Source organism: Shewanella aquimarina (genome assembly GCF_023349185.1).
In the GTDB taxonomy this organism is placed as follows: Bacteria; Pseudomonadota; Gammaproteobacteria; order Enterobacterales; family Shewanellaceae; genus Shewanella; species Shewanella aquimarina.
Genome location: NZ_JAKIKY010000001.1, coordinates 258,333 through 275,134 on the forward strand (window position 1 = coordinate 258,333; position 16,802 = coordinate 275,134).

Genomic DNA, 16,802 nt, shown 5'->3' on the forward strand with positions numbered 1-16,802 from the left:
TGTGATCTAGACCGACTTTATTCCTACCCCTCAACCGATATTAGTGCAAGCGCACAAATATCGGTTCTGCATAAGCAAAATATTAGGAGGCTAGCACGAAGCCAGATTGTCCTATTCTCCGGATAATAGTGCCAGCCTGAAAACCCTTTGCTCCCGCGCCAGGAGCGAGTTAACGGGTCACCGCTAGATCAAACCAACAACTATAGCCAACAAATATAGCCAACAAATATAACCCAATACAGGGACACCCTATGAGCCTAGTACTGATCTTGATCGCCGTGATAGCCTTCATCGTTATCGCGACATCCAAATTTAAGCTTCACCCCTTCCTAACCCTCATTCTCGCCTCTTTCATCGCCGCCTTTGCCTACGGGCTACCCAGCGCCGATGTGGCCAAAACCATCACCTCCGGATTCGGCGGTATCTTAGGCTATATCGGCCTGGTTATCGTGCTGGGTACCATCATAGGTACCATATTGGAGAAGAGCGGCGCGGCCATCACCATGGCCGATGTGGTGATAAAGCTGCTGGGGAAACGCTTCCCAACCCTGACAATGTCGATCATCGGCTATCTGGTCTCTATCCCGGTATTTTGTGATTCTGGCTTCGTGATCCTCAACTCGCTCAAGCAGTCCATGGCCAATCGCATGAAGGTCTCCAGCGTCTCCATGAGTGTCGCCCTGGCTACTGGCCTTTACGCTACCCACACCTTCGTGCCGCCGACGCCCGGCCCAATTGCCGCCGCCGGTAACCTAGGGCTGGAATCTAACCTCGGGCTGGTCATAGGCGTGGGCATCTTCGTCGCGGCCGTCGCCGCCCTGGCAGGCATGTTATGGGCCAACCGCTTTGCTCATGTCGAGCCCGACGGTGAAGGTGCCGAAGAGCTAAAGAGCAATGTAGAAGATTTTGAAAACCTCAAGGCCGCCTACGGCGAGTTACCCAGCCCGGCCAAGGCGTTTGCTCCTATCTTCGTGCCAATCTTGCTCATCTGCCTGGGCTCCATTGCCAAGTTCCCCTCACAGCCACTGGGTGATGGTGCCCTGTTCGATACCCTGGCCTTCCTGGGTCAACCGGTAAACGCCCTGATGATAGGTCTATTCCTGTCACTGAGCCTGCTCAAGAGTCAGAATAAGATCAAAGAGTTCAGCGAGCGCATCAGCCACGGCCTAGTTGTCGCCGCGCCTATCTTGCTGATCACGGGTGCCGGCGGTGCCTTCGGCGCCGTGCTCAAGGCCACTGAGATTGGCAACTTCCTCGGCAGCTCGCTCTCGGCGCTAGGCATAGGTATCTTCATGCCCTTTATCGTCGCCGCGGCGCTGAAATCGGCCCAGGGCTCATCGACCGTTGCCCTGGTGGCCACCTCCGCTCTGGTCGCCCCCATGTTGGGCGATATCGGCCTTGCCAGCGACATGGGCCGTGTGCTGACCGTGATGGCCATTGGCGCCGGCGCCATGACAGTCTCACACGCCAACGACAGCTTCTTCTGGGTGGTGACTCAGTTTAGCCGCATGAGCGTGAAGCAGGCCTACAAGGCCCAAACCATGGCGACCCTAATCCAAGGTGTGACCGCCATGATCCTTGTCTACCTGCTGAGTCTCGTCCTACTCTAAGCTAATCAGACCGGCGCCAACGGGCAAAGCCTGGGCGCCGGACAACCCAGCTGATTTTTTTCAGATTTTGTAAAACACTATACCAATCACGGTAAGTAAGTGAGCAGAGATAGCGCAGGAAAAACATTCGAGAACAAGACAGGATTTTTCGATAAGTAGCTATTCTACAATCAAAAATAATGACGCCGTTATCGGACGTTTTAACAAGCTAGAATGATCAGTTATTTACTACGATTGGTATTAACCCCTCTTCACACAGGAAGCCTGCATGAAAATAGTCATCGCGCCCGATTCATATAAAGAAAGTTTGAGCGCCATGGAAGTCGCCACCGAGATAGCCCGGGGGTTTTGTGAGGTGCTTCCCGACGCCGAATATATCAAGTTGCCGGTCGCCGACGGCGGCGAAGGCACGGTGCAATCTATGGTGGATGCCACCGGCGGCAAATTAGTCGAGCTTAAGGTCACCGGTCCCCTGGGTAGTCAGGTGGATGCCCACTATGGCCTGCTGGGTCAGGAGGCGCCAGGGCAGCGCACCGCGGTGATTGAGATGGCCTCGGCCTCTGGGCTGCACCATGTGCCGAGTCTCTTACGTGACCCTTTAGTCACCACCAGCTATGGCACGGGCGAGCTTATCTGTCATGCCCTCAACAGTGGCGTCAACCATCTGATCCTCGGCCTTGGCGGCAGCGCCACCAACGACGGCGGCGCCGGCATGCTACAAGCCCTGGGCGCGCACCTACTGGACAATAACGGCAAGCCCCTAAGACCTGGCGGCGCGGCGCTTGAGCACCTCACCAGCGTCGATATCGGCGAGCTGCATCCACGGCTTGCCCAGGTAGCAATTGAGGTCGCCTGCGATGTAGATAATCCACTGTGTGGCGACAAGGGGGCCTCGGCCATCTTCGGGCCACAGAAAGGCGCCGATGAGATCATGGTTGCCAGACTGGATAAGGCGTTGAGTCACTTCGCCGATGTCACCAGCTCTGCTGGCCTAAAGGAGTGCCGCGACATGCCTGGCGCCGGGGCCGCCGGCGGTATGGGCTTTGCGATGCTGACCTATCTGGGCGCCAAGCTCAGGCCCGGCATAGATATCGTCATGGAGACGGTCAGGCTGAGCGAACATCTTAAGGGGGCGGATCTCGTCATCACGGGCGAAGGCCGCCTCGACAGCCAGACCTTGCATGGCAAGACCCCCATGGGCGTTACCCGGGAGGCCAACAAGCAGGGGATACCAGTGATCGCCATCGCCGGCTGCGTCAGCGAGGATGCAAATGTGCTGCTGAACCACGGTATAGACGCCCTGTTTTCCGTGACCCCCAGGGCCTTGCCGCTCGAGGAGGTGCTGGCCAGCGCCAGCCATAACCTCTATAGCTGCGCGGTCAATGTCGCCCGTCTGTATAGACTGGGACGTTAGCCACCTTAATTAAACCCCAAACGCCCTGAGACTCTCTCGACTCAGGGCGGTTTACGCTCTTGTTAAATATCCCATCCGGCTCAAGGCTGTGCCGATTTTGCTCAAGGCCATTTCAAATTTGGCTCAAGGCTGTTTCCAATTAGGCTCAAGGCTGTTTCCGTTCGGGCTGACGGCTTTACGCCCTGCCCGCCAGCCATTTCACTTTTCCCCTTGATGCGGTATAAAGCTTACAGTAAAGTTAGCTCCCTTTTTCGATCGCCTGTTTTTTCTATTTCAAAACAGACACAAGTTAAGCGACGCGCCTCGATGACATCAAAACAGACACGACAAGCGACCGCCTCTGAAGAGGCCTTGATGCGTATTTTCACTCTGCCCGAAGCACCGAATTCGACGCTGGGTAAGATAGAGAAAAACCTGTCGGAAAACCTGATGGGCTTCCTCAAAGAGAATATCGTCGCCGTCGAGAAGCCACTGAGCGAGATCGAAAAAGATTTTCAGGCCTATCAGATCCCAGCGGCTCCCAGCTTCGTCTCCGACTATGCCGAGCAGATGATGCAGACGCTTATCGCCCACAGCGTGCACACCTCTGCGCCCAGCTTTATCGGTCACATGACCTCGGCGCTGCCCTATTTCGTGCTGCCACTGTCGAAGATGATGGTGGGGCTCAACCAGAACCTGGTGAAGATAGAGACCTCCAAGGCCTTCACGCCGCTGGAGCGTCAGGTGCTGGGGATGATGCACCACATGGTCTACGGTCAAAACGAGCCCTTCTATGAAAGCTGGATGCACAGCGCCAGCCACTCCCTGGGCGCCTTCTGTTCCGGCGGCACGGTCGCCAACATCACGGCGCTGTGGATCGCCCGCAACCGTCTATTAAAACCCGATGGCGACTTCAAGGGCGTGGCCCAATCTGGCCTGATGCGCGCACTGCGCCACTATGGCTATGATGATCTGGCTATCTTGGTCTCGACGCGCGGCCACTACTCCCTCGGCAAAGCCGCCGATCTATTAGGCATAGGCCGCGACAACATAGTGAGCGTGCCCTGCGCGGCAGATAACAAGGTGGATGTGGCCAAGATGCGCGAGGCGGCCGAGCGGCTTGAAGCGCAGAACATCAAGGTGATGGCTATAGTCGGTGTCGCCGGGACAACCGAAACCGGTAATATCGACCCACTGAAAGAACTTGCGGATCTCGCCGAGCAACTGGGGTGTCACTTCCATGTGGACGCCGCCTGGGGTGGTGCCAGCCTGCTGTCTAACAAGTATCGCCACCTGTTAGCCGGCATAGAGCGCGCCGATTCGGTCACTATCGATGCCCACAAGCAGATGTATGTGCCCATGGGCGCCGGCATGGTGCTATTTAAAGACCCGGAATTTGCCAACGCCATCAAACACCACGCCGAATATATTCTGCGTAAGGGCTCGAAAGATTTGGGTAGTCAGACGCTGGAGGGATCGCGCCCGGGCATGGCCATGCTGGTACATGCCTGCCTGCAGGTGATTGGCCGCGACGGCTACGAGATCTTAATCAACAACAGCCTGGAGAAGGCGCGCTATTTTGGCGAGCTTATCGCCGCCCAGGACGATTTTCAGCTGGCCTCAAGGCCAGAACTCTGCCTGCTGACCTATCGCTATGTACCGGCCAAGGTACAGTCGCAGCTCAATGAGGCGATAGCGGCGAATGACGCGGCGCGGGTGAGTGAGATCAATACCCTGCTGGATGGCCTGACCAAATTTATCCAGAAGCGGCAACGCGAACAGGGGAAATCCTTCGTCTCTCGTACCCGTATCATTCCGGCAAACAACCTGGAGCAGACCTCTGTGGTATTCAGGGTGGTTCTTGCCAATCCATTGACCAGCAAAGAGATATTGCAGCAGGTGCTGGATGAGCAACGCGAGATCGCCAAGCTGGATACCCGCTTCCTACCTAAGCTGCTGGCCCTCTAGTTTTTCAATAGCTCAATCTAGAAAGTGCACTCGAGAAAGTGCAATCGAGAACGCTCACTCGATAAACCTGTCCCTGTCGATATCCTCTGGCAGGGCGCAGGCTCTTCGGCCAAAGAGGCGATAACGCCGATTGGCAACCTGATTGTAAACCCAGTCTCTTAAGGAGCGGGGCAGCCACCTCAATAGCTTCAACAAGGGCCAGAGGCCATCGAGTCGACTGGCCACCGCTAATGCCGCCTCGCTCTTAGCCGACACGCCTGTCTCATCCAGCAGATAGAAGCTGCTAAGATCCTCAAGATCCACCAAGATACCCTGCGCGGCCAATAGCCGCTGGGCCGTCTCACTCTGAACCGAGGCAAACTTAAATTGCCGGCGTCTGTCACGCCTAATGATAAATCGCACCGCGCCGTGACACAGATTACAGCTACCGTCGAAGATCACCACGGGGGCTTGTCGCGTCATGGGTTGCACTTGTTCTCCACCTCGTATGAAGCTCGACCATAGCATCGGCGATAGCGGATGACAATTTTGTACAAAAGCCGCTGCGAGTTTTAGGCTAAGATGAGCCTATCGACTCGCCAACATCAGACATATATCGCGCTCACAGCAGCAATCCTATGAACAAGCACAGCAGTAAAGAACAGGCACACTTCAGCCTAGCCGATGAGCTGGGCGGCATAGAGCTACTGGATGCAAGTTACCATCAGCAAAACTTCTCGCGCCACTGTCACGAGGGCTATACGGTGGGCGTTATCGAAACCGGCGCCCAGCGTTTCTATCGCAACGGCGGCGATCACACGGCGCCGCAGCACAGCATCATATTGGTGAACGCCGACGAGGTGCATAACGGCCGCTCGGCCACAGATTTTGGCTGGTCCTATCGCGCCATGTATCCCCTGCCGCAGCAATTTGCCAGAGTCCACGATGAGCTAGGCGGTAAGGCTGGCGACGCGCCCTATTTTCCTGAGCCTGTGGTACACGACAAGCCGCTGGCTGAGCTGCTACGCCTCACCTTCGACACATTAAGTCGCTCTGATAATGCCCTGCTACGTGAGAGTCTTATCTACACCAGCCTGGCGCGCCTGATGTCCCGCCATGGCGCCAGCCGCCCGGTCGAGAAGTCGCTGCGGCCAACTGCTCAGCTGGCACTGGTAAAGCAGTTTCTGGATGATATGCCCACCGCCGATGTCTCCCTCGATGCCCTGGCCAAGCTGGCGGGGCTCAGCCCCTTCTATCTGATCAAGCAGTTCCAGCGCCAGTATGGCCTGCCGCCCCACGCCTACCAGATCCAGGGGCGAATTCGATTGGCTAAACAGATGATCCGCCAGGGATGCAAGCTGCTGGAGGTGGCGCTGGCCTGTGGCTTTCACGATCAGAGCCACCTAAATCGCCACTTTAAGCGTGCCCTGGGAGTCACTCCCGGTCAATACGCTAAAGAAGTTGAGCGCAATAATGTACAAGCCAGGCGAACCCATTTCTTGTAAGGTCGAGTTATCTCTCTAGCACCTATAGATAAGCATCAAGACATTAGCACCTAGACACACGCTCATAAAAAAACAGGCACCCAGACACAGGTATATAGACACAGGTATGTAGACACAAGATGACTCAGGAAGCTCAGACTGGCGCCAACGGCCCTACACCTCAAGACACCCAGAGTAGCTCACCAGGCACTGGGCCGATGCGCGCCGCCCTTAAGGGGGCGCTGGCCATATCCCCCTTAACCCTAGCGGTCGTCCCCTGGGGCATACTCGCTGGCTCCTTCGCCATCGATGCTGGGCTCACGCCCCTGGAGAGTCAGGCCATGTCAGCTCTGGTCTTCGCCGGTGCGGCGCAGCTAGTGGCGCTTGGGATGATCAAGGCAGGGATTGGCCTGGTCAGCATCTTAATCACCACCTTACTAATCACCTCACGCCACCTGCTTTACGGCATGGCGATGCGCCCGCAGATCAGTCCGCTGCCACTTAAGTGGCGACTCACCCTGGGCTTTCTGCTCACCGACGAGCTGTTTGCCATCGCCAATCTGGGCAAACAGCGCAGCCTGGATCCCTGGTTCGCCTTCGGCGGCGGCTTTAGCTTCTATCTGGGGTGGAACCTGGCCACGGCTCTGGGGATAACCCTGGGCCATAAGATAGAGAATCTGGACGCCTTGGGGCTGGATTTCGCCATCGCCGCCACCTTCATTGCCATTGTGGTGCCAGCGGTGAAACGCCCCTCTGTCTTGGTATCTGTACTGGTAGCCATAGTGATCAGTGTGGTGTGCGCCCTGATGGAGCTGCAGGCGGGACTGCTTATCGCCTCGCTTACTGCCATGGCCTGTGGCCAATTTTATGCTAAGTTCAGCGACGAAAATGGGAGACAAGTGTGATGATCTGGATAACCCTGCTCGCCATGACGGCGGTGATCTTTCTCAGCCGTTATCTGTTTCTCGAACCCAGACTGCCCCTACGTCTGAGTAAGAATACTCTGCAGTTTCTCGGGTATTCGGCGCCCGCAGTACTAACGGCCATCGCCGCCCCCATCGTCTTCGTGCACGACCAGCAGCTGGCGATAGCTCTCGATAACAGCTACCTCATCTGCGGTTTAGTAGCCGTATTGCTGGCCTACTTTACCCGCAACACACTGCTGACCGTGCTGGTGAGTATGGCACTGTTTTTCGTCATACATTAAGGAGTGATTAAGATGGCGGTAACCTGTCACGTGAAATACATCATCGACCCGGATAAGCTGGATATGTTTGAGCACTATGCCAAACTCTGGCTACCTTTGGTGGCCAAGTTTGGCGGGCAACATCACGGCTACTTCCTACCTAGCGAGGGGGCCAACGATGTCGCGCTGGCGCTATTTAGCTTTCCATTGCTGGCCAGCTACGAGCAATACCGCGAGGCCTCAGTGCATGATAAAGAATGTATCGCGGCCTTCGAGTACGCCAAGCAGCACAAGTTTATCCGCCGCTATGAACGCAGCTTCATGCGCCCGCTGCTGCCGGAATAATTTAAGATACCGATGGAAAGACCGCTAACACTCGCCATGTTGCTCCTGCATCATGGCTATATAGTCGGGCATCTCCTGGCCCGGCGCGTGGGGGAAATGGCTGGCGAGCGGCAGCACGCCCGACATTCGATCGATGCGGAAATTACGAAAATCACCGCGCAGCTCGCACCAAGCAAGTAGTGTCCAGACTCCTTGCCAGTAATAAAGCGCGAGGGGGCGAACCTGGCGCTCGCTAGCGTTCTGCTTCACGTCTTGATAGCTCAATAGAATATATTCTCGCTCCCTGGCCGTCCTGCGCAGCAGGTCGAGAAAGGAGAACAGCTGCCCATCACTGTAAAAGTCGGGGGCAAACATCAAGGATTGATAGGCCTTGAGTCGCTCGGGCAACACGGCCTCGACCTTGATCATCGCCTGCTTGGCAGCGCTGGCCAGCTCGTGGCCACCCTGAGCCTGCACCATACGCATCCCCACCTGTATCGCCTCCAGCTCCTGCTCGTTAAACATCAGCGGCGGTACATTCACCTCCTGGCGCAGCAGATAGCCGACGCCGGCCTCGCCTTCGATGGGGATTCCCGACAGGCAGAGATCCTGAATATCCCGGTAGATGGTGCGGCTAGAGACCTCGAGTCGCTCCGCCAGCTGCTTAGCCGTGGTGAGGCGTCTGTGTCTGAGAATTTGTACGATTTGAAATAGGCGATCGGCGCGGCGCATGACTTACCTGAATTGGCCGCCCCTTGGACGGCCCGTGGTGATTATGACTGGATGTTGCTACATCCAGGCTTAACTAGACTTTGGCTAGACCTCTACCTACCTAAACTTCGACGTGGACGCCGATATAGATATCGACGCTGTCAGGCTGGGCGTAGCACTCAAAATCGGTCAGGTACTGGCGACGATAGGGGCAATCGGGGCGCTGAAAATAGGCCCAGATCTGCTGCCAGAGTGAGATCACCGCCTGGGGCATCTCTCCCGTGGCACTGAAACATAGGTAGTTACCGCCCTCTAAGGTGAGTGGCGTTAACTTGTCGTCATGCTCTATGGTGCCCGCCTCGACCGCCGTCATCAGGCTATAGTCGCCATCCATGTCGCTGGCATAGTCGTAATAGACCCCATACACAGGCAACTTACCGAAGATCTGCTCGCCATACTGCCCCATGAAAGCCTGCCAGAGGGGGGCGATTTTTTGCGTCGCCGCTTCAGTCTCGGCTCCATTGTTGGTACGAACACTCATGCCGACCAGTGACTTGGGGGCGAGGTTTATCGTCTTCATCTCAATTCCTTCTGTTGTTTGCCTTAGCCTATTTAGCTCGCTAGGCATCGGTGCTCAAGCCATCACTGCATACTGCGCCTGAGCATCCAAACTAGTCGTTCAGGCTAGCCGTTCAAATTAGCCGTTCAAATTAGCCGTTCAAATTAGGTGCCCAGAGGCCGACGCGATTGCCTTCACTGTCAACAATGACGCAGCTATAGCCGCACTCCCCCTCCTTGATGGCCATGGCTGGCACAGGGATCTCGACACCGTCTTGCGCTAACTTTGACACCAAAGGCGCGAGATGATCGCTAAGATGAAGGTAAAGAATGCTGCCGGCTCCACTCGGGCGCATCATATCATGTTTCACTAGTGCGATGCTGGCCGCATCCTTAGCCTCTGTCTCTAAGATGGCCATCTGCATGCCAAACATGTTTTCATCACGAAAACTCACCCCAAAATGAGTCTGGTAGAAGGCCTTGGCCCGCGCCATGTCCTCGACGGCGATCTCGCCCCAGACTAAAGGTGCCTGCTGTAAAGGTGCCTGGTGTAACACTTGCTGCTCTTGCATCTTGCTCTCCTTAATTGGCCGAATGCGACGCTCAACCCTGAGCGTCTCCCTCATTCGTCAATAAGAGGAGCTTAACGCCCCCCTACTGACAGCCTAGTGTCAGTAGGGGGGCAAGCCGATAAAAACCATTTGGTAGTTACCAGTGAGCCTAAGTAAAGCACCTCATGCCTTCGGCAAGCCCGCTTGATGACGGCTGACGAAATCTTCCATGGTCGCCTCGGCGCGGCGCTGCACCGCATCCATTCCCTCATCCTCGCCAAAGGGCTCGACCACTTCGTAGTAACACTTCACCTTAGGCTCTGTGCCCGATGGGCGTACGATCACCCTGGCATTGCCCTCGAGGCGATAGATGAGCACGTCGCTGCGAGGCAGGTCGATCGTCTCTTCGCGGCCATCGGCAAAACGGCGCACGCCTAGGCTGATATCATCCACAGACACCAGGGCCCTACCGGCAATCTCACTTGGGTTGAGCGCCCTTAGCTGCTCGCCTATGGTAGGCGCACCTGGCTCACCGCTGAGGGCGATACTCACCTGACGGTTGAGATAATAGCCATATTGACGATAGATGCTCTCTAGCCTGTCCCACAGAGTCTCCCCCTTGGCAGCCAGCTCAGCAGTGAGCTGCACGAAGGCGACCAAGGCTGAGAGGCCATCCTTATCCCATACCATGCTGCCGACCGTGTAGCCGAGCGCCTCTTCGTAGGCGAACAGGAAGCGGTTCTCCTGAGTCTGTTTGCTCATGCCCACATTGGTCAGCCATTTAAAGCCTGTGAGTGTGGTCTCGCACTGGGCGCCACACGCCTCACTGATGCGGGTCAGCAGGCTGGAGGAGACGATAGTGCAGCAGAGCAGTCGCTGATCATCACTGGCGTGGGAGAGCAGGTAGTGGCCCAGCAAGACGCCCACCTGATCACCTGTAAGCATTTGGTAGGCCTCGGTGGAGGGCATCTCTGGCCTAGCGCCGGGTTTACGCACCGCTACCGCAAAACGGTCGGCATCGGGGTCGTTGGCACAGGCCAACATGGCACCGTGCCAATGCGCCTCGGCCATCACCAGATCCATGGCGCCTGCCTCTTCGGGATTAGGGAAGTTCACCGTAGGAAAGTCACCATCAGGCTCACGCTGGGCCGCGACCGAATAGACCTGTGTGACCCCGATATCCTTCAGCAGGGTCTCGGCCATCTCTGCGCCGACCCCATGCATGGCGGTATAGGCCAGGCTCACCAACTCGGGACGGGCGGGGCTTTGCAGCACCTCTGCGTTTAACACGCCCTGACGATAGGCCTGATAGTAATCCTCCTCGAGCATTACCAGCTTACCAGTCTCCAGTGCCGTTTCCAGCGGCAACATATCCACCGGCGAGTTGGCCGCCAGCTCAATACGGGCCGCGATGCCAGTATCATGGGGCGGAATGATCTGCGCGCCATTACCCCAGTAAACCTTATAGCCATTGTACTGCGGCGGGTTGTGACTGGCGGTCACCACTATGCCGGCCGCCGCCCCCAGATGCAGAACGCCGAAGGCCACCAGAGGGGTCGGCGCCACCTTGCTGGTAAGAAACACCTTGAAGCCCGCGGCGGTGAGCACGCTGGCGGCATCTTCGGCAAACTGCTTGGAGTCGTGACGGCCATCGTAGCCGATGACAACGCCGCGACTCACTGCATTTTCCACCTGAGCCTTGAGGTATTCGGCGACCCCCTTGGAGGTCTGCTGCACCACCAGACGGTTCATCCGCATGGGACCTGCGCCCACCACGCCGCGAATGCCCGCAGTGCCGAATGTGAGACGTCCGGCGAACCTCGCCGCCAGCTCCTCCTGCGCACCTTGATCTACCAAGGCCTGGATCTCGTCGCGACTCTTGGCGTCGCTGTCGAGACTCAACCAATGTTTAATCCTTGCCTGTATCTGTGTTTGCATAATGCCTCCGCTGCACCTGTTTCCCTTAACAGTATGGCTGCCTGTCGGGCTAAACAAGTAAATTTGCATTAAAGATTCATTATATAAACTATAGAAGAAACACCCGGATGCCCCAATTGAGGTGACCTGTTTCTAGCGCTAATTAGCTATCAAAGAGGGAGCCTCCCCATAGATGGTCGCCAGCGCCAGAATGAGCGCGTCGATAGAGGAGGTAAAACGCCTTACCGAAAGACTAAGGGATATATCTCAGCTGATTCTTACCCTGGTCTTTAGCCTGATACAGGGCCATATCGGCTCGCCTTAAAGTATCTTGGTAAGAGGTATCGCCCGCCTTGATCCCTGTCATCCCCAGGCTGATGGTGGCCAGTAGCCCATCCTCCGCCAGGGCAGATAAGGCGCGATTGAAGCTCTGATGCAGCGCCTCGACCATGGCCATCGCCTGAGTCGGCAGCAGACCGGGCAAGACCACCACAAATTCATCGCCACCGAATCGATAGGCATAGTCGGTTCGGCGAAACTCACTGCGGCAGATCTCGGCAACCGCCAGGATGTTCTCATCCCCCTTTTGGTGCCCTTTCGTGTCGTTGACCTGTTTGAGATTATCAATATCTAACATCAGGATAGTCGTCGGCATCCCCTGCTCGCTGAAGTTATCGAAATGCAGGGCAAAGTCTCGCTCGAGACGGCGACGATTAAACAACCCGGTGAGCTGATCCGTGTCGCTCAGCTCTCTGAGCTTAAGCTCAAGTTCATGACGTTTGGAGATATTGCTGGCGACCCAGAGCACCACCTCCTCGCCGTCGACGCGAAAGTCCAGCGCCTGGATCCGCCCCTCAAACCAGATGGGCTCCACAGGGCCTTCATCGGGGAGCCCCTTCACATCCTTGTTGCTTAGCTCATACTCTTCAATCAGCAGATGGCGGCTCGAAAGGGCCCTGTCTATAGTTTGCAGAAACCAGGCGGCCTTAGCGGGTTTGATCACTTCATGTAGGTAGCTGCCAATCAGCCCGCGACCATCGTGATAATAGCGGGCATCGCTGCCACCGAAGACGGCCACATACTTGCCGCTACAGGACAGAATAAATGCGGGATCCGGCATTGCCTCAAGCACGGCAACCATCTGCTCATTTGCGATCATACCCCCTCCCCATAGAGGCCGTCAGACTAACGCTATTCTCGGCCTTATTTGACGCCAATTTGGCAACAATTGCCAGACAATTCAACATGCTCAATCGAACCATAATGCCGATTCGCTGAGCAAATTCTTACTTGTCTGTGACAAAAATGGATTATCCAAGCGAAAGACTCGCCGCTCGGCGAGCTTGGCCCGGCCAAGCATACCTTCTGTGATGGCATGATGATAAAAAAGCTCGTCGAAACTGCCATCGAGCAAGGCCGCGCGCAGGCCATATTCGATCCGCTCCGCTAGTGCCGGATTGTCAGGACTGACAAAGAAATAGAGTGGCGCGGGATAGATGACAACGAAGTGGGTATCGACCATGAGCGCAGGCCTATCACTGACCTCATCCCAGGGCTCATGCAGTGCCCGCAGGAAATAATCGAAACGGCGTTTCTCCAGCATGGTCAACAAATTATGGGCCGCGCCGCGAACCAGGGTAAAACCCTGACGCTGCAAAATATCGCTGTCTGGCCAGTCGCTGCCCTGCCCCACAGGGATAGCGCCGAGCTGCTCTATGGTGGTGATGTTGGCAAAACGCGCCGCATCCTCTGTACGTATGATGGCGATACGGTGACCCATTAACCCCTTGAGCAGAGGGAAATAAACCGCGCGCAGCTGGCGCTCACGCTCCATGCTGGTCATGGTCCACACCACATCAAGCTTGGCCTGCTCCACCAGCTTGATGGTGCGCCCCTGGGGCATCTCCATCTCCACCGGCAGCAGGCGGTAGTCACCATATTGATCTTGGCTCTTCTCCATCGCCAGGCGCAGCAGGTCGATATAATAACTCTGTTTGGGATCGACAAAATGGGTCGACAGGTTGTAGCGTATCTCTGTCACCTCGGCCCGTGCAGCCATGCTGATACAAAGGGTAATGCACAGGCTTATGAGCAGTGTCATCCACCTCATCAGGCTAAATTGCTGCATCTTGCTCCTCCCTGATGCCACCTTGCTTGAGTATAGCAGCCAAGGGGCGGTCAACTATGATGAGATTAATTCCCTTGCCGATAAGCAGCTGCCGACGACAAGGAGACAAAATAGTGTAAACTGGCGTGGTTTTTCACCCGAGCGCTCTCCAATGCGCAAATGATGAGTTCAGCATGCCTCTAGACCCCAAACTACACCCAGTCGAACATCACCTCAAGGTCAGCCAGACGCAGAATGACTCCTGCACCCTATTGGCCGAGGCGAGTGCTCTCTCCAAGCAGGAGATCAAGCAGGCGATGGCCAAGGGGGCGGTGTGGCTCACCCGAGGCAAATACACCCAACGACTGCGCCGGGCCAAGAAGCCGTTAAAGATCGGGGATCAACTCCACCTCTACTACAACCCCAAGGTGCTGGCCCAGCAGGTGGAAGATGCCCAGCTTATTCTGGATAAGGGCGAATACAGCATCTGGTATAAGCCCTACGCCATGTTGTGTCAGGGCTCCAAATGGAGCGATCACACCACCATCAACCGCTACGTGGAGACTCACCTCACACCCCAGCGCCCCGCCTTTATCATACATCGACTGGACAGGGCCGCTACCGGCCTGGTGCTCATTGGCCATAGCAAGACCACCACGGCGGCGCTGGCGGCGCAATTTGAGCAGCGCCAGCTGGACAAACAGTACCGGGTGATCGTTAAGGGCAAGTTTCCCAAGCAAACTCAGACCATAGACACCCAGGTGGATGGCAAGGCGGCCCGCTCCCACGCCAGCTTAGTGGCGTATGATGGCGCGCTGGATATGTCCCTGGTCCAGGTCAAGATAGAGACCGGCCGCAAGCATCAGATCCGCATCCATATGGCCAGCATTGGCTTTCCCGTGGTGGGCGACAGACAACATGGCGATGCGCAAGAAAGCGATCCTAACCTGCAGCTCACCGCCTGCTTCCTGGATTTCACCTGCCCCCTAGACAAGCAGCCTGTGCATGTCGAGCTGCCAGAGGCGCTGCAGCCGAGTCTTTCCGCCCTTAAGGCTTAATCTCTTCTTCTGGCGGACGTAACGGCTGCGGCTCCTCGCCATCGAGCAACTCGTCATACCCCTTGGGCGGCGGCGTCCAGCCCCGCTCGCTCATGGCATACTTGTCGTTGCGATCCCGCGCCATGGCGGCCTTGATGGTCTCCTCCAGCTCGATAAACAGCTTGCGATAGTTGTTATCGAACCGCTCGCCACTGCTGTCATCTTTCCAGGCGCCATAGAGCGTGTCGGAGCTGCGCTTCTCTATACGCTTGAAGGTGTTCTTCTGCTGCTCCACATGGAAGGGATGAAATCCCAAACACTTCATGGCATCGGCGCCCAGCTCCAGCGCCGACAACAAGGTCTCCTTCTGGATAAAGTCGGCGCCGGCGTCTCGCAGCAGATAGGCATGACCGCGGTCGAACGCCCGGGCGAGCACCTTCACCTTGGGGTAGGTGTGCTTCACATACTTCACCAGCTCCACCGCGCTGTCTCGGTTATCCATGGCGACCACCAACAAGGCAGCCTCCTCTATCCCCGCCGTATGCAGCAGATCCGGGCGGGTCGCATCGCCAAAATAGCTCTTCACATTGATGCGGCGCAGCATATCCACCTGGCTAATCTGATGGTCCAGCACGACCGTCTTGATACCGTTGGCGCTGAGCAGGCGATTGACCACCTGACCAAAACGGCCGACACCGGCGATGATCACGCTGCCGTGCTCGTCGATGTTATCAGCCTCGCGCTCGGCCTCGCTGGTGCAATATCTCGGCTCTATCACACGTTCAAACAGGATAAATAGGCCGGGAGTCAGCATCATACTCAGGGCGACCACCAGTGAAAGCAGCTGTGCCAGCTCACCAGGCAACACATGGTTTTGCACGGTGAAACTGAGCAGCACGAAACCGAACTCCCCGGCCTGGGCCAGGCTCAGGGCAAACAGCCAGCGGTCACTCTGCCCTATCTTAAACACAGGGGTGAGCAGCAAGAGTACCAGGGCCTTCAGCACTATGATCCCCAGAGTCAGTCCCAGGATGAGGCCGAGATCCTGCCACAGAATGCCAAAGTCGATGCCGGCACCGACGGTGATAAAGAAGAGCCCCAGCAGCAGCCCCTTGAAGGGATCGATATTTGACTCCAGCTCATGGCGAAACTCACTGTTGGCCAGCACCACGCCCGCGAGAAAGGTTCCCAGCGCAGGTGACAGCCCCACCAGGCTCATCAGCGCCGCGATGCCGATCACCAACATCAGGGCGGTGGCGGTAAAGATCTCCCTCACCCCGGATGAGGCCACGAAACGAAACAGGGGGCGGCTAAGGTAGTGACCGCCAACGACTAATATGCCGATGGCCGCCACCATCACCATGGCATAGGCCCAGGGCGGCAGGTCGGCAACTAGGCTCATCTCCTCATGCTGCGCCGCCATCTGGGTGGCCGCCTGCTGCGCCTGTTCCACCAGCTCGGGCAGTGCCAACAGCGGAATAAAGGCCAGCATTGGAATCACAGCGATATCCTGAAACAGCAGCACCGAGAAGGCGTTGCGGCCACCATCGGTGCGACTGAGCCCCTTCTCATTAAAGGTCTGTAGCACGATCGCCGTCGACGACAGAGCGAAGATAAGGCCTATGGTGAAGGCGATACTCGACTGCTGACCGAAATAGAGGGCGATGGCCATCACAGCGCCCGTGGTCAGCAGTAACTGCAGCCCGCCCAGCCCCATCAGGCGGTTCCGCATGGCCCACAGCATCTTAGGTTCGAGCTCGAGTCCCACCACAAACAGCATCATCACCACACCGAACTCGGCAAAGTGCTGAATGACTGAGGTCTCCTCTCCCACCAGGCCGATCACAGGCCCTATCACAACCCCGGCGATCAGATAGCCAAGCACCGAACCCAGGCCAAAACGCCTGGCCAGGGGCACGGCGATCACCGCGGCGACCAGATAGATAAAGGCTTGCAGGAAATAGTTGGTCATGGCGC

The 16,802-nt window shown here is 56.7% G+C and carries 16 protein-coding genes; 8 read left to right on the top strand and 8 right to left on the bottom strand.

The window, feature by feature from the left end; genetic code table 11:
• Positions 1-251 precede the first annotated feature (251 nt).
• From L2731_RS01030 to panP, 3 genes are all read left to right on the top strand, one after another.
• Positions 252-1,610, top strand: coding sequence for a GntP family permease (locus L2731_RS01030; protein WP_249251456.1), 1,359 nt, complete (start codon positions 252-254; stop codon positions 1,608-1,610).
• A 268-nt stretch (positions 1,611-1,878) separates the two neighbouring features.
• Positions 1,879-3,024 carry a glycerate kinase gene (locus L2731_RS01035; protein ID WP_249251461.1) on the top strand — a complete coding sequence of 382 codons (1,146 nt, stop codon included), beginning with the start codon at positions 1,879-1,881 and terminating at the stop codon, positions 3,022-3,024.
• Positions 3,025-3,330: 306 nt separating this feature from the next.
• Positions 3,331-4,971 carry a pyridoxal-dependent aspartate 1-decarboxylase PanP gene (gene panP / locus L2731_RS01040; RefSeq protein ID WP_249251463.1) on the top strand — a complete coding sequence of 547 codons (1,641 nt, stop codon included), beginning with the start codon at positions 3,331-3,333 and terminating at the stop codon, positions 4,969-4,971.
• A 54-nt stretch (positions 4,972-5,025) separates the two neighbouring features.
• Here panP and L2731_RS01045 read toward each other — a convergent pair whose 3' ends face one another.
• The gene (locus tag L2731_RS01045) at positions 5,026-5,433 is read right to left on the bottom strand and encodes a thiol-disulfide oxidoreductase DCC family protein (RefSeq protein ID WP_249251465.1); all 408 of its coding nucleotides are present in this window, start codon (positions 5,431-5,433) and stop codon (positions 5,026-5,028) included.
• A 155-nt stretch (positions 5,434-5,588) separates the two neighbouring features.
• Between L2731_RS01045 and L2731_RS01050 the strand changes: the two genes are divergently transcribed.
• The 4 genes from L2731_RS01050 to L2731_RS01065 all read left to right on the top strand — a co-directional run bounded on the left by L2731_RS01050 (position 5,589) and on the right by L2731_RS01065 (position 7,965).
• Positions 5,589-6,455, top strand: coding sequence for an AraC family transcriptional regulator (locus L2731_RS01050; RefSeq protein WP_249251467.1), 867 nt, complete (start codon positions 5,589-5,591; stop codon positions 6,453-6,455).
• Between the two features lie 197 nt (positions 6,456-6,652).
• Positions 6,653-7,339 carry an AzlC family ABC transporter permease gene (locus L2731_RS01055; RefSeq protein ID WP_249251637.1) on the top strand — a complete coding sequence of 229 codons (687 nt, stop codon included), beginning with the start codon at positions 6,653-6,655 and terminating at the stop codon, positions 7,337-7,339.
• Positions 7,339-7,641 carry an AzlD domain-containing protein gene (locus L2731_RS01060; RefSeq protein WP_249251638.1) on the top strand — a complete coding sequence of 101 codons (303 nt, stop codon included), beginning with the start codon at positions 7,339-7,341 and terminating at the stop codon, positions 7,639-7,641. The genes L2731_RS01055 and L2731_RS01060 overlap by 1 nt, the downstream gene beginning before the upstream one ends.
• A 12-nt stretch (positions 7,642-7,653) precedes the next feature.
• The gene (locus L2731_RS01065; protein ID WP_249251469.1) at positions 7,654-7,965 is read left to right on the top strand and encodes an NIPSNAP family protein; all 312 of its coding nucleotides are present in this window, start codon (positions 7,654-7,656) and stop codon (positions 7,963-7,965) included.
• Between the two features lie 24 nt (positions 7,966-7,989).
• Here L2731_RS01065 and L2731_RS01070 read toward each other — a convergent pair whose 3' ends face one another.
• From L2731_RS01070 to L2731_RS01095, 6 genes are all read right to left on the bottom strand, one after another.
• Positions 7,990-8,676 carry a helix-turn-helix transcriptional regulator gene (locus tag L2731_RS01070; protein WP_249251470.1) on the bottom strand — a complete coding sequence of 229 codons (687 nt, stop codon included), beginning with the start codon at positions 8,674-8,676 and terminating at the stop codon, positions 7,990-7,992.
• 100 nt (positions 8,677-8,776) lie between these two features.
• Entirely contained in the window at positions 8,777-9,235 is a 459-nt protein-coding gene (locus tag L2731_RS01075; RefSeq protein ID WP_249251471.1) for a GyrI-like domain-containing protein, read from the bottom strand.
• Between the two features lie 130 nt (positions 9,236-9,365).
• Positions 9,366-9,785 carry a VOC family protein gene (locus L2731_RS01080; RefSeq protein WP_249251473.1) on the bottom strand — a complete coding sequence of 140 codons (420 nt, stop codon included), beginning with the start codon at positions 9,783-9,785 and terminating at the stop codon, positions 9,366-9,368.
• Positions 9,786-9,947: 162 nt separating this feature from the next.
• Positions 9,948-11,702: a phospho-sugar mutase gene (locus tag L2731_RS01085; RefSeq protein ID WP_239851438.1), complete on the bottom strand. Its 1,755-nt coding sequence runs from the start codon at positions 11,700-11,702 to the stop codon at positions 9,948-9,950.
• Between the two features lie 232 nt (positions 11,703-11,934).
• Positions 11,935-12,840 carry a GGDEF domain-containing protein gene (locus L2731_RS01090; protein WP_239851439.1) on the bottom strand — a complete coding sequence of 302 codons (906 nt, stop codon included), beginning with the start codon at positions 12,838-12,840 and terminating at the stop codon, positions 11,935-11,937.
• A 90-nt stretch (positions 12,841-12,930) separates the two neighbouring features.
• The gene (locus L2731_RS01095) at positions 12,931-13,809 is read right to left on the bottom strand and encodes a type 2 periplasmic-binding domain-containing protein (protein ID WP_249251475.1); all 879 of its coding nucleotides are present in this window, start codon (positions 13,807-13,809) and stop codon (positions 12,931-12,933) included.
• 173 nt (positions 13,810-13,982) lie between these two features.
• Between L2731_RS01095 and L2731_RS01100 the strand changes: the two genes are divergently transcribed.
• On the top strand, positions 13,983-14,846 hold the full coding sequence (locus L2731_RS01100) for an RluA family pseudouridine synthase (protein ID WP_249251477.1): 864 nt from the start codon (positions 13,983-13,985) through the stop codon (positions 14,844-14,846).
• Here L2731_RS01100 and L2731_RS01105 read toward each other — a convergent pair.
• Entirely contained in the window at positions 14,836-16,797 is a 1,962-nt protein-coding gene (locus L2731_RS01105) for a monovalent cation:proton antiporter-2 (CPA2) family protein (RefSeq protein WP_249251479.1), read from the bottom strand. The two genes, L2731_RS01100 and L2731_RS01105, sit on opposite strands and share 11 nt — an antisense overlap.
• Positions 16,798-16,802 lie beyond the last annotated feature (5 nt).